Source organism: Methylorubrum populi (genome assembly GCF_002355515.1).
Taxonomy (GTDB): Bacteria; Pseudomonadota; Alphaproteobacteria; order Rhizobiales; family Beijerinckiaceae; genus Methylobacterium; species Methylobacterium populi_A.
Genome location: NZ_AP014809.1, coordinates 3,395,416 through 3,417,000 on the forward strand (window position 1 = coordinate 3,395,416; position 21,585 = coordinate 3,417,000).

General features: G+C 70.3%; 22 protein-coding genes and 1 pseudogene. 11 read left to right on the forward strand and 12 right to left on the reverse strand.

Annotated elements, in window-relative coordinates; translation table 11 throughout:
• Nucleotides 1–19: 19 nt before the first annotated feature.
• On the forward strand, nt 20–1,951 hold the full coding sequence (mdoH, locus tag MPPM_RS15570) for a glucans biosynthesis glucosyltransferase MdoH (protein WP_096487875.1): 1,932 nt from the start codon (nt 20–22) through the stop codon (nt 1,949–1,951).
• Between the two features lie 24 nt (nt 1,952–1,975).
• Here the strand turns inward: mdoH and MPPM_RS15575 are convergent, their stop codons facing one another.
• Entirely contained in the window at nt 1,976–2,437 is a 462-nt protein-coding gene (locus MPPM_RS15575) for a hypothetical protein (RefSeq protein WP_096485823.1), read from the reverse strand.
• 92 nt (nt 2,438–2,529) lie between these two features.
• Nucleotides 2,530–3,771 (reverse strand): trans-sulfuration enzyme family protein, encoded by a 1,242-nt coding sequence (locus MPPM_RS15580; RefSeq protein WP_096485824.1) that lies wholly within the window; start codon nt 3,769–3,771, stop codon nt 2,530–2,532.
• A 96-nt stretch (nt 3,772–3,867) separates the two neighbouring features.
• Between MPPM_RS15580 and MPPM_RS15585 the strand changes: the two genes are divergently transcribed.
• The gene (locus MPPM_RS15585) at nt 3,868–4,383 is read left to right on the forward strand and encodes a TspO/MBR family protein (RefSeq protein WP_096485825.1); all 516 of its coding nucleotides are present in this window, start codon (nt 3,868–3,870) and stop codon (nt 4,381–4,383) included.
• 80 nt (nt 4,384–4,463) lie between these two features.
• Here MPPM_RS15585 and MPPM_RS15590 read toward each other — a convergent pair whose 3' ends face one another.
• From MPPM_RS15590 to hpt, 4 genes are all read right to left on the reverse strand, one after another.
• The gene (locus MPPM_RS15590; RefSeq protein ID WP_096485826.1) at nt 4,464–5,861 is read right to left on the reverse strand and encodes an FAD-binding oxidoreductase; all 1,398 of its coding nucleotides are present in this window, start codon (nt 5,859–5,861) and stop codon (nt 4,464–4,466) included.
• 17 nt (nt 5,862–5,878) lie between these two features.
• Nucleotides 5,879–7,129, reverse strand: a complete 1,251-nt coding sequence (gene serA, locus MPPM_RS15595) for a phosphoglycerate dehydrogenase (protein WP_096485827.1) — start codon at nt 7,127–7,129, stop codon at nt 5,879–5,881.
• Nucleotides 7,130–7,410: 281 nt separating this feature from the next.
• Nucleotides 7,411–7,776 carry a response regulator gene (locus MPPM_RS15600; RefSeq protein WP_003600588.1) on the reverse strand — a complete coding sequence of 122 codons (366 nt, stop codon included), beginning with the start codon at nt 7,774–7,776 and terminating at the stop codon, nt 7,411–7,413.
• Between the two features lie 162 nt (nt 7,777–7,938).
• Entirely contained in the window at nt 7,939–8,508 is a 570-nt protein-coding gene (gene hpt, locus MPPM_RS15605) for a hypoxanthine phosphoribosyltransferase (protein WP_096485828.1), read from the reverse strand.
• A 221-nt stretch (nt 8,509–8,729) separates the two neighbouring features.
• On the opposite strand from hpt, the gene MPPM_RS15610 reads away from it, so the two are divergent.
• Complete coding sequence (locus MPPM_RS15610) at nt 8,730–9,020, forward strand: ribbon-helix-helix domain-containing protein (protein WP_096485829.1); 291 nt, start codon at nt 8,730–8,732, stop codon at nt 9,018–9,020.
• Nucleotides 9,007–9,332: pseudogene (locus MPPM_RS15615) on the forward strand (type II toxin-antitoxin system RelE/ParE family toxin). Before MPPM_RS15610 ends, MPPM_RS15615 begins: the two are co-directional and overlap by 14 nt.
• Nucleotides 9,333–9,347: 15 nt before the next feature.
• Here MPPM_RS15615 and MPPM_RS15620 read toward each other — a convergent pair.
• Nucleotides 9,348–10,109, reverse strand: a complete 762-nt coding sequence (locus MPPM_RS15620) for a zinc-ribbon domain-containing protein (RefSeq protein WP_096485830.1) — start codon at nt 10,107–10,109, stop codon at nt 9,348–9,350.
• A gap of 167 nt (nt 10,110–10,276) precedes the next feature.
• Between MPPM_RS15620 and ftsE the strand changes: the two genes are divergently transcribed.
• The 3 genes from ftsE (at nt 10,277) to MPPM_RS15635 (ending at nt 12,895) form a co-directional block, all read left to right on the forward strand.
• Entirely contained in the window at nt 10,277–10,978 is a 702-nt protein-coding gene (gene ftsE / locus MPPM_RS15625; protein WP_017486121.1) for a cell division ATP-binding protein FtsE, read from the forward strand.
• A complete protein-coding gene (locus MPPM_RS15630) occupies nt 10,975–11,952 on the forward strand; it encodes a cell division protein FtsX (RefSeq protein WP_096485831.1) in 978 nt (325 codons plus the stop codon). The genes ftsE and MPPM_RS15630 overlap by 4 nt, the downstream gene beginning before the upstream one ends.
• A gap of 238 nt (nt 11,953–12,190) precedes the next feature.
• Nucleotides 12,191–12,895 (forward strand): YdcF family protein, encoded by a 705-nt coding sequence (locus MPPM_RS15635; RefSeq protein WP_096487876.1) that lies wholly within the window; start codon nt 12,191–12,193, stop codon nt 12,893–12,895.
• 36 nt (nt 12,896–12,931) lie between these two features.
• Here MPPM_RS15635 and MPPM_RS15640 read toward each other — a convergent pair whose 3' ends face one another.
• Complete coding sequence (locus tag MPPM_RS15640; protein WP_096487877.1) at nt 12,932–13,306, reverse strand: response regulator; 375 nt, start codon at nt 13,304–13,306, stop codon at nt 12,932–12,934.
• A 270-nt stretch (nt 13,307–13,576) separates the two neighbouring features.
• Between MPPM_RS15640 and proB the strand changes: the two genes are divergently transcribed.
• The 4 genes from proB (at nt 13,577) to rsfS (ending at nt 17,253) form a co-directional block, all read left to right on the forward strand.
• A complete protein-coding gene (gene proB, locus MPPM_RS15645; RefSeq protein ID WP_096485832.1) occupies nt 13,577–14,710 on the forward strand; it encodes a glutamate 5-kinase in 1,134 nt (377 codons plus the stop codon).
• A 139-nt stretch (nt 14,711–14,849) separates the two neighbouring features.
• The gene (locus MPPM_RS15650) at nt 14,850–16,148 is read left to right on the forward strand and encodes a glutamate-5-semialdehyde dehydrogenase (protein ID WP_096485833.1); all 1,299 of its coding nucleotides are present in this window, start codon (nt 14,850–14,852) and stop codon (nt 16,146–16,148) included.
• A gap of 55 nt (nt 16,149–16,203) precedes the next feature.
• Nucleotides 16,204–16,764, forward strand: a complete 561-nt coding sequence (locus tag MPPM_RS15655; protein WP_096487878.1) for a nicotinate-nucleotide adenylyltransferase — start codon at nt 16,204–16,206, stop codon at nt 16,762–16,764.
• Between the two features lie 72 nt (nt 16,765–16,836).
• Nucleotides 16,837–17,253 (forward strand): ribosome silencing factor, encoded by a 417-nt coding sequence (gene rsfS, locus MPPM_RS15660; RefSeq protein WP_432419819.1) that lies wholly within the window; start codon nt 16,837–16,839, stop codon nt 17,251–17,253.
• A 3-nt stretch (nt 17,254–17,256) separates the two neighbouring features.
• Here rsfS and MPPM_RS15665 read toward each other — a convergent pair whose 3' ends face one another.
• The 4 genes from MPPM_RS15665 to MPPM_RS15680 all read right to left on the reverse strand — a co-directional run bounded on the left by MPPM_RS15665 (nt 17,257) and on the right by MPPM_RS15680 (nt 21,532).
• A complete protein-coding gene (locus tag MPPM_RS15665) occupies nt 17,257–17,955 on the reverse strand; it encodes a DUF4166 domain-containing protein (protein ID WP_096485834.1) in 699 nt (232 codons plus the stop codon).
• Between the two features lie 68 nt (nt 17,956–18,023).
• Nucleotides 18,024–18,584: a GbsR/MarR family transcriptional regulator gene (locus MPPM_RS15670; RefSeq protein WP_096485835.1), complete on the reverse strand. Its 561-nt coding sequence runs from the start codon at nt 18,582–18,584 to the stop codon at nt 18,024–18,026.
• Between the two features lie 52 nt (nt 18,585–18,636).
• Nucleotides 18,637–19,677 carry an aldose epimerase family protein gene (locus MPPM_RS15675; protein WP_096485836.1) on the reverse strand — a complete coding sequence of 347 codons (1,041 nt, stop codon included), beginning with the start codon at nt 19,675–19,677 and terminating at the stop codon, nt 18,637–18,639.
• 64 nt (nt 19,678–19,741) lie between these two features.
• A complete protein-coding gene (locus MPPM_RS15680; RefSeq protein ID WP_096485837.1) occupies nt 19,742–21,532 on the reverse strand; it encodes an ABC transporter ATP-binding protein in 1,791 nt (596 codons plus the stop codon).
• Between the last annotated feature and the right edge of the window lie 53 nt (nt 21,533–21,585).

The window sequence follows — 21,585 nt, forward strand, 5'->3', positions numbered from 1 at the left end:
GCGAGTGTCGACGTCGATCATGTCCAGCCCAGACTTGCCGCAGGCGGAACGCTCCGTCGAGACGGGGGCCGGGGGTGAAACCCACCCGAGGGGTGTGGGCCCCGCACCGCGGCCGACGTCGTTCCGGTTGCGCCGCCTTGCCCTTGCCGGCCCGACGCTCGCCACCGCCGCCGCCATCGCCGCCCTGGCGATCGCCGCCTACGGCCTGCCGGAGACGTGGCTCGGCCGCACGGTGCTCGGCCTCTTCGTGGTGCTGATGGCGTGGCAGTCCTTCACCGCCTGGCAGTATCTCTACGGACTGATCGCCGCGCTGATGGGCGACCGCGCCCTCTCGCCGCTGGAGCGGCGCGCCGCGACGATCTCCACCCGCCCCACGGGCCTCAGCCGCACGGCCGCGGTGGTGGCGATCCACGCCGAGGATCCGATCGCGGTGTTCTCGGCGATCCGGGTCATGGCCCGCTCGCTCCAGCGCGAGGGCGGCGACGGCTCGGACATCGACATCTTCGTCCTTTCCGACACGCGCGAGGGCGCGATCAGCGCCGTCGAGGAGCACGAATTCGCCCGCATCGAGGCGTGGAGCCGGCGCGAGGGCCGCGGCATGCCCCGCATCCGCTACCGCCGTCGGACCGAGAACACGGGCCGCAAAGCCGGCAACATCGCTGAGTTCTGCCGGACCTACGGGCATGAATACGACTTCATGATCGTGCTCGACGCCGACAGCCTGATGACCGGCGCCGCCATGCGCCGGCTCGCCCGGCTGATGGAGGAGAACCCGCGCACCGGCCTGATCCAGACGGTCTCCTACGCCGCCGGCCGGGACACCCTGTTCGCGCGGATCCAGCAATTCGCCGTGCGCCTCTACGCGCCGCTCTCCCTGCGCTGCCTGGAGACGTGGCAGGGTCCGGACGGCTCCTACTGGGGCCACAACGCGATCCTGCGCATCGAAGCCTTCGCCAACAATGCCGAACTGCCCGTGCTCTCGGGCAAGCCGCCGCTCGGGGGCGAGATCCTCTGTCATGACATCGTCGAGGGGGCGCTGCTGCGCCGGGCCGGCTGGGAGGTGCGCCTGCTGCCGGAGATGGGCGGCACGTGGGAGGAGATGCCGACCAACCTCATCGATCTGCTCGGGCGTGAGCGGCGCTGGTGCCAGGGCAACCTTCAGCATATCCGCGTGCTGCCGTGGAAGGGCCTGCCGGGCGCGAGCCGCTGGCATCTCGGCGTCGGCATCCTCGGCTACTGCGTCTACCCGCTCTGGATCGCCTTCCTGGCGCTCGGCACGTGGCAGGCGGTGCGCTCCGGCGAGCTCGGACTGATCGGCTACGGCCTTGATGGCGACAATGCCGCCGCCTGGGCACTGGCCGCGCTCGTGATCGCGACCATGGCGCTGCCGAAGCTCTTGAGCCTCGGTTACGTCCTCGCCTCGCCCCGGCGCCGGGCGGATTTCGGCGGCACCCGCTCGCTCATCGTCAGCGCGGCGCTCGAACAGGCGATCTGGGTTCTGCTCTGGCCGGTGATGGCGCTGTTCGCGGCCGGCGCCGTGGTCACGACCCTGTTCGGCCGGGTGGTGCGCTGGGACGCGCAATCCCGCGACGACCGCAGCGTGCCGTGGGGCGAGGCTTTCCGCCTGCAGAGCGACGCGGTGGCCGCGGGCGGCGCGCTGGCGGTGCTGCTCGCCTTCGGCAGCCCCTGGCTCGCCCTCTGGATGGCCCCGATCGCCTTCGCCCTGCTGACGAGCCCGGTTCAGAGCGTGCTCACCAGCAGCACCCGCCTCGGCCTCGGCTCGAAGGCGCGCGGCCTGTTCCTGACCGAGGACGACACGCGCCCCGCGCCTGAACTGCTCGAACTGCACCACGGCCGCACGGCCGGCACCGAGCCGGCGGCGATCGCCGGCGCGCCCTCGCCGTGGCTGTCCGTCGCCATCGACGAGGCCGGTGCGCCGACGCTGCGCTGAGCCCCGGCCCGCCGGGCCGGCCCGCTACTTGCCCTCCAGCACTTCGATCGGGTTGGTGCGCTGAGTCGGCGCCGGCTCGCGGGTGAGGCTGCTCCCGGTCTTTCGCCCGCCGCCCGACGCCCCGCCGACATCGGAGGTGGCGGGCTGGTCCGAGGACGGCTGCGTCGGTACCGTGCCGCTGGCGAGTTCAAGGCAGGTCAGCAACTCCACATAGGACGGGAAGCCGCCGGCCTCGAATTGCTGCGTACACTGCGACTTGGCGGAGGTCGGAAACTGGCTCCAGCGCTTCCTCAGATCCGCCTCGGCGCCGCGCTCGGAATTGAGGCAGGCATCCTTGCTGGGGTTGTCGCTGAGGGTCTTCTGAACCCGCTCCGCCGACTTGCAGGTCGCCTCGACGTCGAGTTTGGGCGGCCCGTCGGCGGCCCGGGCCGCGCCGGCGGCGAGGCAGAGCGCGAACGCGGGCAGAAGGAGCGTGCGGTTGAGCATGGCGGGTCGCGTCGCGGGTTCGAGGCTTTTCGACCCGACAACGCGCGGCGCCCGTAACCGCGCACACTCTATCCACAAAAAATCTGAAGGCGTCAGGCGCTCCGGTGATCGCTCTCCCCGTGCGCGCCCGCCAGGGCCGCGTCGAGGTCGCGGAACAGGTCGTCCGGGTCCTCGATCCCGGTGGAGAGGCGCAGCAGGTCGGGCGGGCAGGGGGTTCCCGGCCCCTCCACCGAGGCGCGGTGCTCGATCAGGCTCTCCACGCCGCCGAGCGAGGTCGCCCGCTTCCAGAGCTTCACGCGGGCAGCCGTCTCGATCGCCGCCGCCTCGCCGCCGGCCACGCGGATCGACAGCATGTAGCCGAATCCGCCCTCCATCTGGCGCGCGGCCACCGCGTGGCCCGGATGGTCGGGCAGGCCTGGATAGAGCACGGCGCTCACCCGCGGGTGCCGCGACAGGCGCTCGGCGAGGCGCAGCGCTCCCGCGCTCTGGGCGGCGGCGCGCAGCGGCAGCGTGCGCAGGCCCCGCATCAGCAGATAGGCCTCGAACGGCCCGAGGATCGCGCCCCAGCCACCGCGGATCGCCGTGAGGCGGTCCCAGAACGCATCCTGCCGCGCGCCGGCCAGGACGCCCGCCACCACGTCGGAATGGCCGTTCAGGATCTTGGTGGCCGAGTGCATCACGATGTCGGCCCCGAGCGTCAGCGGCCGGGTCAGGATCGGGCTCGCCGCGGTGGAATCGACCGCGACGCGGGCTCCGGCGGCGCGGGCGATCTCGGCGACGCGAGCGATGTCGGTGACCGTGCAGAGCGGGTTGCCCGGCGTCTCGATCCAGACGAGCCGGGTCTTGCCGGGCCGGATCGCGGCGCGCACCGCCTCCGGATCCTCCATCGCGACGAAATCGACGGCGAGGTCGAGGCGCGGCGCCTCCTGCCGCAACCAGCGGCGCAGGCCCCAGTACATGACCTGCGGCGCGATCACGTGTTCGCCGCGCTCCAGGGCGCAGAACACCGCCGCCGCCGCCGCCATGCCGGAGCCGAACAGCATCGCGCCGGCCTCCGCCCGTTCGAGGGCCGCGATGACGTCCTCCGCCTCCCGCGTCGTCGCGTTGTCGGGACGGGCGTAGGAAAAGCCGGAGCGGTAGGCGTTGTCGGGATCACGCAGATAGGTGGTCGACAGATGGAGCGGCGGCACCACCGCCCGCGTCACCGGCTCGATCCGGCCGAGCGCCTGCGCGGCGAGCGTGCGCGGGCTCCATGCCTCGGGCGAGAGTTCGGGCGAGGCCCCGTGCGGTGCGGCTGCATCGGATTGGCCGTGAGGCGCGTTGGACCGGCTCATCGGTTTCCTCGCTCAAGATCCGTTCGGATGCCGACTTGAGCGAATCCGCCGGACCGGGCAAGGCGGTGAAACGAGCGACGGAGCGTAGCGCAGCGCATGAGCGCCCTGGACATTCCCGAACGGCCGGCCCTGCCGCCGATCCCGCGGCTCGCCGCCGCGATCCTCCCGGTCGCGCTGGTGACGGCGGTGGGCACGCTGTCCACCGGCTCGAACATCGAGGAGTGGTACACGACGATCCGCAAGCCGGCCTTCAACCCGCCGAACTGGGTGTTCCCGCTGGCCTGGACGCTTCTCTACACGCTGATCGCGATCTCGCTCTGGCGCCTGCTCGGCGCCCGCCCGGTGCCGGGGCCGGCGCGGAAGGCGTGGTGGCTGGCGCTCGCGGCGTTTGCCGCCCAGCTCATCCTCAACGCCGCCTGGACGCCGGTCTTCTTCGCCGCCCACCAGCTCGGCCTCGCGCTGATCGTCGCGCTGGCGATGCTGATCATGATCCTGTGGACGATTCGCCTGTCCTGGCGCTTCGACCGCGCCGCGGCGTGGCTACTTGTGCCCTACGCCGCCTGGGTCGCCTTCGCCTGCCTGCTCAATGGCACGATCTGGCAGATGAACTGAGGCTCGGGGCGCGCCCGACCGTTCGTCGGAAGACGCGATCGTCCGATCGAAAAGGTCGGAGATCCGTCCTTGAAACGGGTTCAGACCCGCAGAACCTTGCCTGGGTTGAGCAAGCCCTCGGGATCGAGCGCGCGCTTCAGACGATAGGCCAGAGCCATCTCTTCGGGCCGGCGGCGGCGCGCCAGCTCTTCCACGCGGTACTGGCCGATGCCGTGCTCGGCGGAGATGCTGCCCGCGAAGCGGTCGACCACGTCGTGCACGAGGCGGTTGATCGCGGCGCCGTCATGCTCCGGCCCGACCAACACGTTGTAGTGCAGGTTGCCGTCGCCCATGTGCCCGAACACGTTCGGAACGGTGCCGGGTGCCCCCTCGGCGAGCGCCCGGTCGGCGGCCTCCAGGAAGGCGGGGATCGCCGGGATCGGCACAGAGACGTCGTGCTTGACCGACTTGCCCTGATGCGCCTCGCACTCGGTGATGCGCTCGCGCAGGGACCATAGGCCGGCGGCCTGCGCCTTCGATTCGGCAAGCACGCCGTCCACGGCATCGCCCCGCTCCAGAGCCTCGCCGAGCGTCCCCTCGACCGCGTCCCGCAGACCCGCAAGGCTCGACCCCGCCTCGAGCAAGACGCACCAGGGGGAGGGGGGCAGCGGGCCCGTCAGGCCGGCATAGCGCTCCAAGAGATCGAAGGAGCAGCGCGAGATCAGCTCGAAGGCCTGGATCGTATCGCCGAGGCCGTCCTGCGCGGCGGACAGGATGCGCAAAGCCGCCTCCGGGTCCGGCACCGCCAGCAGGGCGGTTTCGGTGTAGCGCGGCCGCGGCACGAGGCGGAGCACCGCCGCCGTGACGATGCCGAGCGTACCCTCGCTGCCGATGAAGAGCTGCTTCCAGTCGTAGCCCGCATTGTCCTTGCGCAGCGAGCGCAGGCCATCGACGATGCTGCCGTCGGCGAGCACGACCTCGAGACCGAGCACGAGGCTTCGGGTCATGCCGTAGCGCAGCACGTTGATGCCGCCGGCATTGGTGGCGATCATGCCGCCGACCATGGCCGAGCCTTCCGCGCCGTAGCTCACCGGAAACAGCCGCCCGGCGGCCTCCGCCGCGGCTTGCGCCGCCTGCACCACGCAGCCCGCCTCGACCTCCATGGTGAGTCCGACCGGATCGACCGCGCGCACCGCATTCATCCGCGCCAGCGAAAGCACGATCTGGCGGCCCGATGCGTCGGGCGTAGCCCCGCCAGCCAGCCCGGTATGGCCGCCCTGCGGCACCAGGGCGATGCCGGCCTCGCGGCACAGCCTGACCACGGAACCAACCTGCTCCGTGCTCGACGGCCGCGCGACGGCGGCGGGCCGGCCGGGAAACAGGCGGCGCCAGTCGATGCCGAAGGGCGCGCAATCAGCCTCGTCCGTCAGGAGGCCGCCCGGTCCCAGCTGGGCTTCGAGCCGGGCGAGAAGGTCGGACGGCAGGCCGGTCGCGCTCATGGCTTGCAAAGGATCCTTCAGGCGATCCGGGCCTGGATCAGGCGGGTGCGCACCGTGCCCTCGATCGCGTTGAGCTCAGTCAGGATGCTGGCCCGGTCGGCGGGAGCGGCGTCGGCCTCCACCACCACGTAGCCCAACTCCCCCTCGGTCTGAAGGTACTGGGACGCGATGTTGACGTCGCGGCGGGCAAACGCCTGATTGATGTGGCCGAGCACGCCGGGGACGTTCCGGTGCACGTGAAGGAAGCGCACGCCGCCGACGCGCGGCGGGATCTGCACCTGCGGGAAGTTCACCGCGCCCAGCGTCGAGCCGGTCTCGAAATAGTCCACGAGCTTGCGCGCGACCTCCGAACCGATGCGGTCCTGCGCCTCCTCGGTGGAGCCGCCGATATGCGGGGTGAGGATGACGTTCGGGATGCCCTGGAGCGGCGAGACGAAGCGCTCGTCGTTGGAGCGCGGCTCGACGGGGAACACGTCGACCGCTGCACCACGCAGGCGGCCCTCCTTGAGGGCGACGGCCAGCGCGTCGAGATCGACTACGGTGCCGCGGCTGTTGTTGATGAGGTAGGCGCCGGGCTTCATCCGGCCGATGCGCTCGGCGTTCATGAACCCCTGGGTGAGCGGGGTTTCCGGCACGTGCAGGCTCACCACGTCGCTGGCGGCGAGCAGTTCGTCGAGGCTCTCGGCGGGCTCAGTGTTGCCGTGGCGCAGCTTGTCGGTGAGATCGAAGAAGATCACCCGCATGCCCATGGCCTCGGCGAGGTTCGAGAGCTGCGCGCCGATATTGCCGTAGCCGACGATGCCGAGTGTCTTGCCGCGGACCTCGTAGGAATTCTCCGCCGACTTGTCCCAACCGCCTTCATGCGCCGCGGCAGAGCGCGGCGTGATGCGGCGCAGCAGCATCACGATCTCGCCGATGGTCAGTTCGGCGACGCTGCGGGTGTTGGAGAATGGGGCGTTGAAGACCGGGATGCCGCGCGCCCGGGCGGCGTCGAGATCGACCTGGTTGGTGCCCACGCTGAAGCAGCCGACCGCGACGAGGGCCGGGGCGGCGTCGAGCAGGCCGATCGTCACCTGCGTGCGCGACCGGATGCCGAGGACATGCACGTCGGCGAGCGCGGCGGCATCCGCCGAGCCGACCGAGCGCGGCAGACGCCGCACGTCGCGAATGCCCGCCCGCGCGAGGACCTCCACCGCCGAGGGGGCGATGTTCTCGGCGAGGACGATGTTGACCTGATCCTGGAGGGTGAAGCTGTCCGTGCCCGGCATGGTTTCGCCTGCGCCTCGCGTCGTTGAGCGCCCGCCATACATCAATATTGCGGTGCGATAAGCCCAGGCGGCTCGCCTTGGGCGACACCCGGCAGGTTTCGTGACGCGATTTGCGATAAAGGCTTGGAAATAAACGATGTTCTTCGGCCTTCCGCTCTCGGCGTAGAGGGAATCGAGGCGGCGAGATAGTCGGCAAACGCGTAGAGAAGCGGCGCGGATCAGGCCGGATCGAACGCGGCGGGCTCGGGATCGCGCTGAGCGGCAGCCGTGGCGAGGCCTTCCTACGCCGCCAGCGCCCGCGTCACCGTCGAGCGCAGATCGGCCAGGGAAAACGGCTTGGTCAGCACATCGGTGACGATCGCATCGAGGCCGCGGGCACGCTCGCGCTGGTCGGCGAAGCCGGTCATCAGCAGGATCGTCAGATCGGGATAGTCGCGCTTGGCCGCCAGCGAGAGCGCGATGCCGTCCATCAGCGGCATGCGGATATCGGTCAGCATCAGGTCGAAGCCGCCGCCGGCCTCGGAGAGACGGTCGAGACCGTCGCTGCCGTCGATGGCCGTGACGACGGTGTGACCGTCGAGTTCGAGCCCGCGCTTGAGGAAGCCGCGAACCGTATCCTCGTCATCCACGAGCAGGATGCGCGCCATGGTCGGGCGTCCTCACCATTCCTTCGATCTGGATCGTTGCGCCCGAGTGACCGCGCGGAAGCGTAGCCTGTCAAGCCTCACGCGCCGACAGAGTTCCATCGGCGGCTGAATTCCGGCAAGTGTCGCGAATTTATCAGGAATTTGCCGGACCGGGATTTCCGCTCAGGTACCGCCGAACAGGTCCGCATCGCTGCTGTCGTAATCGACGAGGCCGACGAAGGGGAGTTGGCGGAAGGCGTGGGCGGCATCCATGCCGTAGCCGACCACGAACACGTCCGGGCAGGTGAAGCCGACGAAATCCGCGTCGATCGTGACGGCGCGCTTGCCCGGCTTCTCCAAGAGCACGGCGGTGAGCACGCGCTTGGCACCACGGGCCATCAGCAGATCCTTGGCGAAAACGACGGTGCGGCCGGATTCGAGGATATCGTCGATCAGGAGCACGTCGCGTCCGCGCACCTCGCTCTGGACGTCGCGCAGGATCTCGACCTGCCCCGAGGAGACGGTCGAGGTGCGGTAGCTCGACAGATGAACGAACTCGACCTGCGGAGAGAGCCCGGCGCGGTGGAGCGCGCGCAGCAGGTCGGCAGCGAACATGAAGCTGCCCTTGAGCACCGCGACGACGAGCAGATTCTCGGGCTTGGCCGCGACGATCTCGGCGGCCAGCTCTTCGTTGCGCTTGGCGATCGCTGCCTCGTCGAACAGGACGCGGACGCGTTTCGATGCGGTGCTCATTGGCTCTTGGGGCTCTTGTTGGCTTCGCTGGATCTGCAACGGCACGGGCCGCCCTTAGCCGCCCCGTCCCCCACCATACCATGGGCGGGCGCCTCCGCCAGCGCTGCGCGCAGCCGGAGCCGGAACACCCGTTGATGGATCGCCGGGACACACACGACAGCCCAACGCTTCCAGTCGGATTTTATGCTACTCTCCGCACAGGAGTCGCTGAGGAGTACTCGATGCCGTTGGCCGAGAAGATCAGCGTCACCATGACGCCCGAGCAACTCCGGGCGGTGCGCGAGAGCGTCGCCGCGGGCGAGTATGCCTCGACCAGCGAGGTCCTGCGCGACGCGGTGCGTCTCTGGCAGCGCCAGCGCCAGGAGGATGCCGAGCGCCTGAACCTCATTCGCGCCCGCATCCGCCACTCTCTGGACGATCCGCGCCCGGATCTCTCCGGAGAGGACGTGCGGGCACGTGTCCCGGCGCTGCATGCCGAGTCCATGACGGCGCATCGGGATGAAGCGCCTTAAGGTCACCTACCGGCCCGAGGCCGACGCCGATCTGCTGCAGATCTACCGCTCGGTCTACGAGGCCAGCCGTAACCCCGAGGTAGCGGGTCGCTTCCGGATCGAATCCTCGAACGGTGTGACCGTATCGGCGATGCGCCGCATGGCGGGCGACCGCGCGACGATCTCGCACCCGGTCTGCGCACCGTGCCGTTCGAGCGCGCGGCCGTCATCGCCTATCGGGTCGAGGCGGACCGTGTGCGCATCGTCAACGTCTTCTACGGCGGCCGGGACTTCGAGGCCCTGTATCGCGGACACTCACCGGACGACGATTGATCGTGCCGATAGCCCTCAGCGGCTCTCGCCGCCGCCCGTTTCCGCGGGGGCAGCGTCCGAGAAGCGTACCTCGATCTGCCGCCCCTTCTCGGGCGGAGCCGACAGGCTCGCCTTGAATCGCGCCCGCTCGCCGGGCTCCAGTGCGGAGCGCGGACCCGCTACACTCCAGCGGTAGAGCGGCTGTCCCTCGGCGTCGCGCACCTCGACTTCGATCGGCGGTACGACGACGCGCTCTCGGGCGACGGCAACGAGATCGCCTTCGACGACGAGCCGCGCGGGGTTGCTCCCCTCGGCCGGCACCTGGAAGGCGGCGACGTCGGCCAGATCGATGCCGCGCAGATTCACCGGAAGGCCGACGCGCGCGAACAGCCCGGCGGTCTGCGGCATCGCCCGCACGACGCTGGCCCGGCCGAGAAGCACGAGTGGCAGGGCGGCAGCGAGGAAGAGGCTGGCGGCGAGCGCCGGCGAGAGCCGCCCGGCCTTGGGCTTCGGCTTGCCGCGCCGGCCCTCCTTCGCAGCCGCCGGACGGGAGCGCCGCGCGGAGCCGTCAACGGGCGCGTCGGCCTCGCCGGCACCCGCCGGTTCCGGCATTGGCGGGGGAGGAGGAACGGATTCTTCCTCCACCGACATCTCGTCGAACATCGCGGCGACGACCTCGTCGGCCGAGATGAACCACGTCTCGCGACAGGCCGCGCAGCGCACCGAGCGGCCGCTGGTACCGACGCGTTCGGCATCGATGCGATACTCGCTGGCGCAGGCCGGGCAGACGATCAGCATGGCGATGGGGGCCGCGTCGGTTTCAGGTCCCGGCAGCGGGTTGCCGCGCGCACGAAAAGGACACAAACGTTGTCCCCGAGTGTGGTTAACCGGACGTGAAGTCGAGTACGGCACAGGGATCCTGTGTCGGGCGCAAAGCGTGGAGTGAGCGGGCCTTGTCGGCTGGGATGAAAACGGGCAGCCTCCTGTCCGGCGCGGAGGAGCCCGTCGTCCGGTTCGAGAGCGTCGGCATGCGCTACGGCCTCGGGCCGGAGGTGCTATCGGATGTCAGCTTCGAGATCGCGCCGCACTCGTTCCAGTTCCTCACCGGGCCCTCGGGCGCTGGCAAAACCACGCTGCTGCGCCTGATCCTGCTTTCGGTGCGTCCGACCCGCGGCCTCGTCTCAATCTTCGGCAAGGAGGTGAGCGGCATCTCGAACGACGCGCTCACGGGCTTGCGCCGCCGCATGGGCGTGGTGTTCCAGGATTTCCGCCTGCTCGATCATCTCACCACCTACGAGAACGTGGCGCTGCCCCTGCGGGTCCAGGAGCGGGCGGAGGCGAGCTACCGGGCGGAGGTCGTCGAGCTGCTGCGCTGGGTCGGCCTGGGTGAGCGAATGCACGTCCTGCCGCCGCTGCTGTCGGGCGGCGAGAAGCAGCGCGCGGCGATCGCGCGGGCGCTGATCGCACGGCCGGAGCTGCTTCTGGCCGACGAGCCCACCGGCAACGTCGATCCGAGCCTCGCCCGGCGCCTGCTGCGGCTGTTCATGGAGTTGAACCGGCTCGGCACCTCAGTGGTGATCGCCACCCACGATTACGGATTGATGGATCTCGTCGAGGCGCGCCGCATGGTGCTGGCCGAGGGCCGCCTGCGGGTGGAGGGGCCATGAGCGAGGTACGCGCTCACGCCCGCAACGACGCGGGCCCGGCCCGGACGGCGTCGCCCCCCGAGCCGGCGCTTCCGGCCAATCTGCGCCGCAACGCACCCCTGGTGCCCACCGACTCCGCCGCGAGCCGGGCGCTGGCGGCGGTCATCGCCATCCTCACGTTCCTCGCCGCCCTCTGCGCCGGCGCCGCGGAAATCGCCGTTTCGAGCGCCGGCCAGTGGCAGGGCAGCGTCGCGCAGGAAGTCACGGTGCAGGTCCGTCCGAGCGCCGGGCGCGACATCGAGGCGGACGTGCGGCAGGCGGAAAGCCTCGCGCGGGCCGCCCCCGGTATCGCCGGTGCGCGCATCTTCTCGAAGGCGGAATCCGAGCGGCTGCTGGAGCCCTGGCTCGGGAGCGGCCTCGACCTGTCGGATCTGCCGGTTCCGCGCCTGATCGCGCTGACGCTCGCGGGCGATCGCCCCGCCGACCTTCCCGCCCTGCGCAGCGCGCTCACCACGGCGCTGCCGGGGGTGGCGAGCCTCGACGATCATGCCCTGTGGCTCCAGCGTCTCTCGACCATGGCCAACACCTTCGCCGGCATCGGTATCGGCGTCGTCCTTCTGGTGCTGTTCGCCACCGGTCTGGCCGTGGTCTTCGCGACCCGCGGCGCCATGGCGGGCAACCGGGAGGTGGTGGAGGTGCTGCATTTCGTGGGCGCCGACGACGACTACATCGCCAAGGCGTTCCAGAGCCGCTTCTTCCGCTTGGGCTTGAGGGGCGGGGTGCTCGGTGCGGGCGCCGCGCTGGTGACCTGCGCCCTCGCCGGCCTCGCGGCCCGGATGTGGCGCTCGGGGCCGGCTGGCGAGGAGATCGAGGCACTGTTCGGCACCTTCCAGATCGGCTGGCAGGGTTACGCGATCATCGTGCTGATCGGCGTGATCGCCTCCCTCGTCACCGCGGCCGTGTCGCGGTTCACGGTGCGCCGCTTCCTCCGATAGGGTTCGGTTGGCGTGAACCTGTTAACCTTTCGACAACCATTCGGAACCGAGAGTCCCGGCTACGACACCGTCATGAGCCCCAGTTCCGTCCGAGATGTTTCCGCGAGCGCCACGCCGACAGGCGGCCGGCCCCGGCCGGCTCCCGATCCGCTCCTCCTGCGATCCCGCATACGAGGCGCTCGGATGGCCCTGGGCCGTGATGTCGGACCGTGGAGCGACGCCGACCTTTGCCGCCCGGATGACTGACGAACGCGCGCGTCCCACCCGCGGCCTGCGTCTGTTCCAGGCTGTCGTCGGCCTCGCGGTTCTCGGCCTGCTGGCGCTGGCGGGCGGGTTCCTCGCCTTCGTCGCGGTGGTCGAGCAGGCCGAGCGGCCGAGCCTGGACGGCGTCGACGGCATCGTCGCCATGACCGGAGGCTCGCAGCGGGTCGGCGACGCCATCGATCTCCTCGCGGCCGGCCACGGCCGGCGGCTCCTGATCTCCGGGGTCAACGAGCGCACGACCCGCGACGAGATCGTTCGTCTCAACCCGGCCCAGGAGCAGTGGATCACCTGCTGCGTCGATCTCGATTACCGGGCGCGCAACACCATCGGCAACGCCATCGAGACCCGGCGCTGGATGCGGCGCCACCGCTTCGAGACCGTCGCGGTCGTGACGTCGAGCTACCACATGCCTCGCACGCTCGTGGAGCTGCGGCACGCCCTTCGCGACGGCGAGACGCTGATTCCCTACCCGGTCGTCGCCGACGGCCTCGATGTCGGACGCTGGTGGGCGGACCCGGCGGTCACGCGCCTTCTCGGGGCCGAGTATCTCAAGTTCCTCGTCGCCTGGGCGCGCACCCAGGTGGAGTCGGATCCGGAGCAGTCGCGCTTCGCGGTGCTGATCAGCCGCCGTCCGCCGGTCAAGGTCGTTGCGGAGCGGCTCCTGCGCGAGATGCACTGATCGCGCGACCCGCCATCATCGCCTGACGCCGGCCGGTCAAGAACGAGTCAGAAGCGAGCGCATCGCCATTATCACCGCCTCGATGCCGACCGGCTTCTCGAGCCGTCGCACGCCCGCGTAACGAACGGGCAGTGCGGCCTCGTCGTATCCGGTCACGATCAGGACGGGCACAGCCTGCTCGATCAGCCGGTCGGCGACGGCATAGGCGTGCTCGCCCCTGAGATCGATGTTGAGGATCGCGCCGTCCACGACCGCCGCCGATTCCACGAGCTTCAAGGCGTCCCCGACCGTCGCGAAGGGGCCGAGGACATTCGCTCCGGCGCTGCGCGCGCCGCATCGAAGCTCGTCGGCCCAGAAGTAGTCGTCCTCGGCGATCAGGACGCTGCGACCGAGGAGGGCACGGTCGGACAACTTGGCACCCCAGGAGATCCGAGTCCGCCGCGAGGCGGCCCGTTCGTGCATGCGCACGATTTTTCGGGAACGCCAATCAAATGCGGGCGATAAGAGCGGAACCGCCGTTCATCGCGCTTGATCCAGTTGCGAGGCCGGCACGCGCAGATTGCATGCCTCGGAGGCGGGGCGGTGCCCCGCACGCGCCGAGGTGCTGGCCAAGGACGGACGGTTCATGCACAGGAGGCGGCTTCGTCTTCCTGTCCGCCGCGCTCCCGTCACGACTGTCGCATGACCCAGGTCCGTCCTCCCGCTCTCGAAGATTTCCGCCGCGTCGTCGTCAAGGTGGGCTCGGCCCTCCTCGTCGATCGTGCGCGCGGGCGCCTGCGCCACGCGTGGCTCGCCGCGCTCGCAGAGGACATCGCCGACCTGCACGGCCGCGGCGTCGATGTGGTGGTCGTCTCCTCCGGTGCCATCGCCCTCGGGCGCACGGTGCTGGGACTGCCTCCCGGCGCGTTGCGCCTCGAGGAGAGCCAAGCCTCGGCGGCCGTCGGACAGATCGCGCTGGCCCGGTACTGGACCGAGGCCCTCGGACATCACGACATCGTCGCAGGTCAGGTGCTGGTGACGCCGAAGGACACCGAGGAGCGCCGCCGCTACCTCAATGCCCGTGCCACCGTGCAGAAGCTGCTGGAGGTGCGCGCGGTGCCGGTCGTCAACGAGAACGACACGGTCGCCACCGCCGAGATCCGCTACGGCGACAACGACCGGCTGGCCGCGCGCGTCGCCACGATGATCGGCGCCGACGTCCTGGTGCTGTTCTCCGATATCGACGGCCTCTACACCGCCCCGCCCCATACCGATCCGCAGGCGCGCCACCTTCCGGTGGTGGAGCGGGTGACACCGGAGATCGAGGCGATGGCCGGCGGCCCCGCCTCGGAGCTGTCCCGCGGCGGCATGCGCACCAAGGTCGAGGCCGCCAAGATTGCCGCGAGCGGCGGCACCCACATGGTCATCGCCGATGGGCGCGGAAAGAACCCGCTGCGCGTTGTGCGCGAGGGCGGGCGCTGCACGTGGTTCCTGTCGGGCTCGACCCCGACCGCCGCGCGCAAGACCTGGATCGCCGGGTCGCTGGAAGCCTCCGGCACCCTCGTCGTCGATGCCGGCGCCGCCCGTGCGCTCCAAGGCGGGGCGAGCCTGCTGCCGGTGGGCGTGGTGGCCATCGAGGGCAGCTTCGCCAAGGGTGATACCGTGCTGATCCGCGGCCCCGAGGGACGCATCCTCGGCCGGGGCCTGGTCGCCTACGACAGTGCCGACGCCGCCGCGATCATCGGCCGCTCCAGCCGCGAGATCGCCGCCGCGTCGGTTCAGGCCGGACGCACGGAGATGATCCACCGCGACGATCTCGCGATGATCGGAACCTGAGGCGCCCCGTTCGGGTCAGACAAGTTAACATCGACGCTTGTTCAACCCCAGGGCGATGTGCAAAGGGGCGCTGGAGGGTGCATATGCACTCAAATGCTCAAACGCGCCGCTCGATCGGCGCCAGACGGGAAGCGGGAACGTGCCTGTCCTGAACCTCAAGTCCGATTTTGCGGACGCCGACGACCTCGAAACGCTGATGGCCGGGATCGGCCGGCGCGCGCGCGCCGCTGGCCGGGCGATGGCACTCGCGTCGGCGCAGACCAAGGATCTGGCGCTGCGCGCCATCGCCGAGCAGATCCGCGCCAGCGCCCCGGCGATCCTGCGCGAGAACGCGCGGGACGTTGCCGCGGCACAGGCCGCGGGCCAGACCAAGGCGATCATCGATCGGCTGACCCTGGACGAGGGCCGCGTCGCGGCCATCGCCGAGGCGGTGGAGAAGGTCGCCGGCCTGCCCGATCCGGTCGGACGCCAGCTCGCCGCCTTCGAGCGGCCGAACGGTCTGCTGATCGAGCGCATCTCGGTGCCGCTCGGCGTCGTCGGCGTCATCTTCGAGAGCCGCCCCAATGTGACGGCGGATGCCGGCGCGCTCTGCCTCAAGGCCGGCAATGCCGCGATCCTGCGCGCGGGCTCGGATTCGCACCGCACCGCCACCGCCATCGCCGCGGCGATGAGCGAGGGTCTCGCCCGCACCGGCCTGCCGGCGGACGCGATCCAGCTCGTGCCGACCCGCGACCGGGCGGCGGTCGGGCTGATGCTGACGGGCCTCGGCGGCTGCGTCGACGTCATCGTGCCCCGCGGCGGGCGCAGCCTCGTCGAGCGGGTCCAGGCCGAGGCCAAGGTGCCGGTCTTCGCCCATCTCGACGGCATCTGCCATGTCTACGTGGCCGAGGGCGCCGATCTCGGCATGGCCCGCACGGTGCTCCTCAACAGCAAGATGCGCCGGACCGGCATCTGCGGCGCCGCCGAGACGCTGCTGGTCGATGCGGCGGTGGCCAAAACCCACCTCAAGCCGCTGGTCGAGGCGCTGCTCGAATCCGGCTGCGCCGTGCGCGGCGACGCGGAGACGCAAGGGGTCGATCCGCGGGTGACGCCCGCCGACGAAGCGGATTGGCGCACCGAGTATCTCGACGCGATCATCTCGGCGAAGGTGGTCGACGGGCTCGACGCGGCCATCGCCCATATCGAGGCCAACGGCTCGCACCACACCGACGCGATCATCACCGACGACGCCGAGGCGGCCGCCCGCTTCCTCAACGAGGTCGATTCGGCAATCGTGACCCATAACGCCTCGACGCAGTTCGCCGACGGCGGCGAGTTCGGCTTCGGCGCCGAGATCGGCATCGCCACCGGCCGGATGCATGCCCGCGGTCCGGTCGGCGTCGAGCAGCTCACCACCTTCAAGTACCGGGTCCACGGCAGCGGCCAGACCCGGCCCTGACGCGCTAACGGCGGCTCCTCTGCGCGCACTCGGACTCCCGCCGGCCGCACCCGGCCTGCGGATCGGCCTCTACGGCGGTTCGTTCAACCCGGCGCATGCGGGTCACCTGCATGTCAGCCGCACCGCCCTGCGGCGGCTGCGGCTCGACCGGGTCTGGTGGCTCGTCACGCCCGGCAACCCGCTGAAGGACCGTGGCCTGCTCGCGCCGCTGGAGGAGCGGGTGGCGCAGGCGCGGGCGCTCGCTGCCGACCCGCGCATCGCCGTCACCGGCTTCGAGGCGGAAATCGGCAGCCGCTACACCGTCGAGACCCTGCGCTGGCTCGTCCGCCGCCGGCCGACCCTGCGCTTCGTGTGGATCATGGGGGCAGATTCCCTCGGCTCGCTTCATCGCTGGCGCCGCTTCGAGGAGATCCTGACGCTGATGCCGGTCGCGGTGATCGACCGGCCCGGTCACACCCTGGCGGCACCGGCGGCACGGGCGGCGCAGGCCTTCGCTTCGGCGCGGATTCCGGAGACCGAGGCGGTGACGCTCGCGGCCCGGCGCCCGCCGGCTTGGTCCTTCCTGCACGGTCCGCGCTCGGAACTGTCCTCGACGGCGTTGCGGACGGGTGCCTAGGGCGTTCGGCCCGCTTGAAAAGCGGGACGAAAGCCGCCAATTTCAGGCGGTGGCGGCGTCGCCACAAACCGATTGCCGGGAACCGAGACCCTGTCCGCACACCTTCAGCCGGGAGCCGCCGGCTCCGACACCGAGACCGCCTCCTCCGACGCCCTGAAGGCCCTGGCCCTCGGATGCCTCGACGAGATGAAGGCCGAGGAAACCGTCGAGATCGACCTCGCGGGCAAGACGTCGCTCGCCGACACGATGATCATCGCATCCGGCCGCTCTCAGCGCCATGTCGGCTCGATCGCCGACAAGATCATTCAGGAGATGAAGGCGAAGGGATTCGGCAATGCCCGAGTCGAGGGTATGCCGGCCTGCGACTGGGTGCTGATCGATGCGGGCGACATCCTCGTCCACATCTTCCGACCCGAGGTGCGCGGCTTCTACAATCTCGAGAAGATCTGGGGCGTCGACCGTCCGACCGGCGCCCGCCTCGTTGTCTGAGCCTCACGGGGCCGGGACGTCGCTGATCTCGTCGCACGCTTCGACCTGATCAGTGAACTCCGCCTCTTGGCGCAGCAGACGACCGAGCCAAGCGTGGCGGATTTCCAGCACGAAGCGGAAACTGCGGGTGCCGGTCGCGCAGTGGCTGACGGTCAGGATCCCCGGCGTGAGCCAGCGCGGCAGCATCAGTCGGAAGCCCGGCAGGTCGATGAAGTAGCGCTCACTGCGGAAGACGAGCGCCCGATCCTCCACCAGAACCCGCAGGCTCATCCCGAGCCCGGCGCCGACCCGCTCCTCGAGGCCGGTCGGGCCCCGGAAACGCTTGGCCGAGTGGATCGCCTGGGGAAAGCCGGCGCTGCGGGCGTAGAGCCGCGTCCAGATCTGTCCGCTGCCGCCGCGGTCCTGGGTGACGGCGACCACGCTCGGAACATTGGCGATGCGAGCGGTGGGCAGCGGCGCACCAACGAGGCGCAGGCCCTGTGCCAGCAGCCAGCCGAGCACGGTGAGATGCGTCTCGACGACTCGGCCGGCATAGACCGCACTCTCGCCCGCGCCGAGCCGCTTGGTGAAGCGACGGCGCACCGCCGGCGGCAGCCGCGCCCAATCCGCCTCCGGGACGAGGGCGCGAAAGCGCAGGTCGAACAGTTCGGCCGGGCGGACCGGAGCTTGGGCCGGGGCAGCCCGTTCCGCGGCATTGCGCATGGAGAAGCCTCCTCAAACATCCTCCCATGCCATTCGTCCGGGCGGCGATTCCGCCGGGGCGTGGCAGGTCAGGTCTCGGACTTCACGGGCAGGTAGCGGACGATCCGGCCACCGAGTCGGATCAGCTTGGCCAGGGTGTTGTGAGGCACGTTCAGCATCTGCGCGTACCAGCCGTCGAGCGTCTGGGTGAAGTCGAGCATCGCCTTGAGGCGCCGCGACGCCACGGCCCCGACCCGTGGGTCCCCCTCGGCTTCGGCCACGCATTCGCGCAGCGCCTTGAGGGCAGGGTCGATCTCCCGCTCCTTGCGGCCGGCGGCGATGCGGGTGACCATCTCCCACAGGTCGGTCTCGGCGACGAAGAAGTCGCGCCGCTCGCCCATCACCGGCACCCGCCGGATCAGGTTCCAGGCCGCGAGCTCCTTCAGCGAGTTCGACACGTTGGAGCGGGCAATGCCGAGGGTGCCGGCGATGTCCTCCGCCGCGAGCGGCTTGTCGGAGAGGTAGAGCAGGGCGTGGATCTGCGCGACGGAGCGGTTCACGCCCCACTGTCCGCCGAGATCGCCCCAGTGCAGAATGAAGCGCTCCACTGCCGGGGCGAGCTTTTGCGACTGGTCTGAAATTTCTGTCATGACAGAAATTTCAGACGAAACGAGATGAAAGTCAAGCGGCCGTGCCCGCGCCTCAGATCACCGAGAAGCGGAAGGTGGTGCTCGACGTGAACGTCTCCTCCGGCCGCAGGACGGTGCTTGGAAAGTTCGGGTGGTTCGGTGCGTCGGGGAAGCCTTGCGTCTCGAAGCAGACACCATCCCCGGAACGGTAGGTGTGCCCCGAGGGACCGACGAGCGAGCCGTCGAGATTGTTGCCGCTGTAGAGCTGCAGGGCCGGCTGGGTCGTGGCAACATCGAGCCGCCGCCCACGCGCCGGGCAGAGGCAGGAAGCCGCCGGGCGCAGCATGCCGGCGGATCCGCGCAGGGCGAAGGTGTGATCGTAGCCGCCGGCCAGGACGAGCTGCTCGTGGCCCTGCCGGATGCGCGCCCCGAGCGGCGTGGGCTCGCGGAAGTCGAACGGCGTGCCGGCGATCGGGGCGAGAATGCCCGTCGGGATCTGGGTCGCGTCCGTGGGCGCGTAGGCATCCGAGAATACCTGCACGACGTGATCCATCACGTCGCCCGCGCCCTCGCCGGCGAGATTGAAGTAGCTGTGATTGGTGAGGTTCAGGACGGTCGGACGGTCCGTTACGGCACGATAGTCGATGCGCAACGTGCCGGGTTCGGGCAGGCTGTAGACGACCTCCACGTCGAGCGTGCCCGGAAAGCCCTCCTCGCCATCGGGGCTGCGCCGCCTCAGCGTGAGATGCGTCTCGCCCACCTCCGCCACCTGCCAGAGACGCTTGGCGAAGCCTTTGAGGCCACCATGCATGGTGTTGGGCGGCTCGTTGATCGGCAGCGCGTAGGTCGTCCCGTCGAGGGTGAAGCGGCCCCTTGCGATACGGTTGGCGTATCGGCCGGCGATCGCCCCGAAATGCGGGCTCACGGTCTCGTAGCCCTTCAGGGTGTCGAGGGCGAGGACGACGTTGGCGCGGCGGCCCTCCCGGTCCGGCACTTCGATAGCCGTAACGACCGCGCCGTAATCGATCACCTGCACCCGCAAGTCGTCACGGCTGAGGGTGTGTCGGAGGACGGCTTCGCCCGCCCGCGTCGTCCCGAACCGATCGGCCGCCATTCCTCGCCCTCCTGCTCAGCGTAGACGCGCGAAGTCCGGGAACGTTCTCACGGCCTCCGGACCGTTAGGCGGAGGCGGCCTCGGGCTTGGCGGCACCGGTGTCGTCGGACAATTGCAGCCGGTGCAGTCGCGCATAGGTGCCCCCCGCCGCGACCAGTTCATCGTGCCGGCCGCGTTCGATCACCCGGCCCGCCTCGAGCACGGCGATGCGGTCGGCCTCGCGCACGGTCGAGAGGCGGTGGGCGATGACCAGCGTGGTGCGCCCCCGCATCAGCCGTTCGAGCGCCTCCTGCACGAGGTGTTCGGATTCCGAGTCGAGGGCGGAGGTCGCCTCGTCGAGGAGCAGGATCGGCGCATTCTTGAGGAAGGCGCGGGCCAGGGAGATGCGCTGGCGCTCACCCCCCGAGAGCCGCCCGCCGCCCGGCCCGACCCGGAAGGAATAGCCCTCGCTCAGCCGCGAGATGAAGCCGTGCGCCGCCGCGGCCTTCGCCGCCGCCTCGATCTCGTCCTGCGACGCGCCGGGGCGGCCGAAGCCGATATTGGCCGCAACGGTGTCGTCGAACAGCACGACCTCCTGCGACACCACCGCGATCGCCGCCCGCAGCGATGGGATCGTGACGTCGCGGATGTCGGTACCGTCGATGAGGACACGGCCCGACGTCACGTCCTGAAGGCGCGGCACGAGGTTGAGCAGAGACGATTTGCCCGAGCCCGAGCGTCCGACCAGCGCCGTGGTCGAGCCGGCCGGCACCACGAGGTCGACCCCCTCCAGCGCCGGCGCGTCGGCGCGGTAGCGGAAATGCACGGCCTCGAAGCGGATCTCACCCTGCGTCACCGTCAGCGGTCGGGCAGAGGGCGCCTCGCGGATCGTCGGCGGCTCGTCCATCAGGGCAAAGTAGCGGGAGAGCGCGGCGGCCGCCTCCTGCAGGATCGCGTTGAGGGTGCCGAGCGCCCGCGCCGGCTGCGCGGCGAGCAGCAGGGCGGCGACGTAGCCGGTGAAGTCGCCGACGGTGCGGTCGCCCGACATCACCCGCTGGCCGACCAGCACCAGCACGCCGGCCACCGCGAGGCCGCCGCCGATCTCCATCAGCGGGTCGAGCCGGCCGCGGGCATTGGCCGCCTTCATCTTGAGCCGGCGCACCTCGTCCAGCGCCTCCGCGGCACGACCTTTGAGGTAACCTTCGAGGGCATAGGTCTTGGCGACGCGGGCGCCCTGCAGGCTCTCGGTGATGAGGCTGGCGGTCGCGCCCATCTGCTCCTGCGTCGTGGTGGAGACCTGCCGCAGCCGCTTGCCGATGCGGTTGACCGGGCCGGCCACGAGCGGCGCCGTGACCGCGGCGGCGAGCGTCAGCAGCGGATCCATCCAGATCAGCGCGATCACCAGGGCGGTCAGCATGGCGACGTCGCGCAGCAGAACCGTCGAGATGCGGGTCAGCGCCTCCTTGATGAAGGCGAAATCGGTGGTGAAGCGCTGGGTGAAGGCCGCCGGACTCTCGCGGCCAAGCTGGGCGAGGTCGGCATCGATCAGATGGGCGTAGAGCGCGGCCTGCATGTCGGCCTCGACCCGGGTGACGACCCGGTTGGTGAGCACGGTCTGGCCGAACAGGGCGAAGCCGCGGGCCGAGGTGACGGCAATGACGATGAGCGGCCCGTAGGCCAGCGCTCCCATGTCCTTGTGATCGAAGGCATCGAAGGCAGCCTTGATCAGGGCGGGATAGAGCCCGGTCGCCGCGCCAACGATGGTGATGAGCACGAGCACCACCGCCAGCGTCGCACGGTGGGGCGAGAGCCATTCGCGCCAGAGCCGCCCGAGCAGGGGGAGGGTGTCGCCCGTCAGGAGCGGCCGGCGCGCCATGTTGTACCGTGTCTGTGCTGACCCCGGCCGGAACGCCGGGGCCCGCGGTGTTT

Coding starts and splice junctions, on each gene's coding strand:
- mdoH (WP_096487875.1), top strand. CDS start 20: ATGTCCAGCCCAGACTTGCCGCAGGCGGAACGCTCCGTCGAGACGGGG.
- MPPM_RS15575 (WP_096485823.1), bottom strand. CDS start 2,437: ATGCTCAACCGCACGCTCCTTCTGCCCGCGTTCGCGCTCTGCCTCGCC.
- MPPM_RS15580 (WP_096485824.1), bottom strand. CDS start 3,771: ATGAGCCGGTCCAACGCGCCTCACGGCCAATCCGATGCAGCCGCACCG.
- MPPM_RS15585 (WP_096485825.1), top strand. CDS start 3,868: ATGAGCGCCCTGGACATTCCCGAACGGCCGGCCCTGCCGCCGATCCCG.
- MPPM_RS15590 (WP_096485826.1), bottom strand. CDS start 5,861: ATGAGCGCGACCGGCCTGCCGTCCGACCTTCTCGCCCGGCTCGAAGCC.
- serA (WP_096485827.1), bottom strand. CDS start 7,129: ATGCCGGGCACGGACAGCTTCACCCTCCAGGATCAGGTCAACATCGTC.
- MPPM_RS15600 (WP_003600588.1), bottom strand. CDS start 7,776: ATGGCGCGCATCCTGCTCGTGGATGACGAGGATACGGTTCGCGGCTTC.
- hpt (WP_096485828.1), bottom strand. CDS start 8,508: ATGAGCACCGCATCGAAACGCGTCCGCGTCCTGTTCGACGAGGCAGCG.
- MPPM_RS15610 (WP_096485829.1), top strand. CDS start 8,730: ATGCCGTTGGCCGAGAAGATCAGCGTCACCATGACGCCCGAGCAACTC.
- MPPM_RS15620 (WP_096485830.1), bottom strand. CDS start 10,109: ATGCTGATCGTCTGCCCGGCCTGCGCCAGCGAGTATCGCATCGATGCC.
- ftsE (WP_017486121.1), top strand. CDS start 10,277: ATGAAAACGGGCAGCCTCCTGTCCGGCGCGGAGGAGCCCGTCGTCCGG.
- MPPM_RS15630 (WP_096485831.1), top strand. CDS start 10,975: ATGAGCGAGGTACGCGCTCACGCCCGCAACGACGCGGGCCCGGCCCGG.
- MPPM_RS15635 (WP_096487876.1), top strand. CDS start 12,191: ATGACTGACGAACGCGCGCGTCCCACCCGCGGCCTGCGTCTGTTCCAG.
- proB (WP_096485832.1), top strand. CDS start 13,577: ATGACCCAGGTCCGTCCTCCCGCTCTCGAAGATTTCCGCCGCGTCGTC.
- MPPM_RS15665 (WP_096485834.1), bottom strand. CDS start 17,955: ATGCGCAATGCCGCGGAACGGGCTGCCCCGGCCCAAGCTCCGGTCCGC.
- MPPM_RS15670 (WP_096485835.1), bottom strand. CDS start 18,584: ATGACAGAAATTTCAGACCAGTCGCAAAAGCTCGCCCCGGCAGTGGAG.
- MPPM_RS15675 (WP_096485836.1), bottom strand. CDS start 19,677: ATGGCGGCCGATCGGTTCGGGACGACGCGGGCGGGCGAAGCCGTCCTC.
- MPPM_RS15680 (WP_096485837.1), bottom strand. CDS start 21,532: ATGGCGCGCCGGCCGCTCCTGACGGGCGACACCCTCCCCCTGCTCGGG.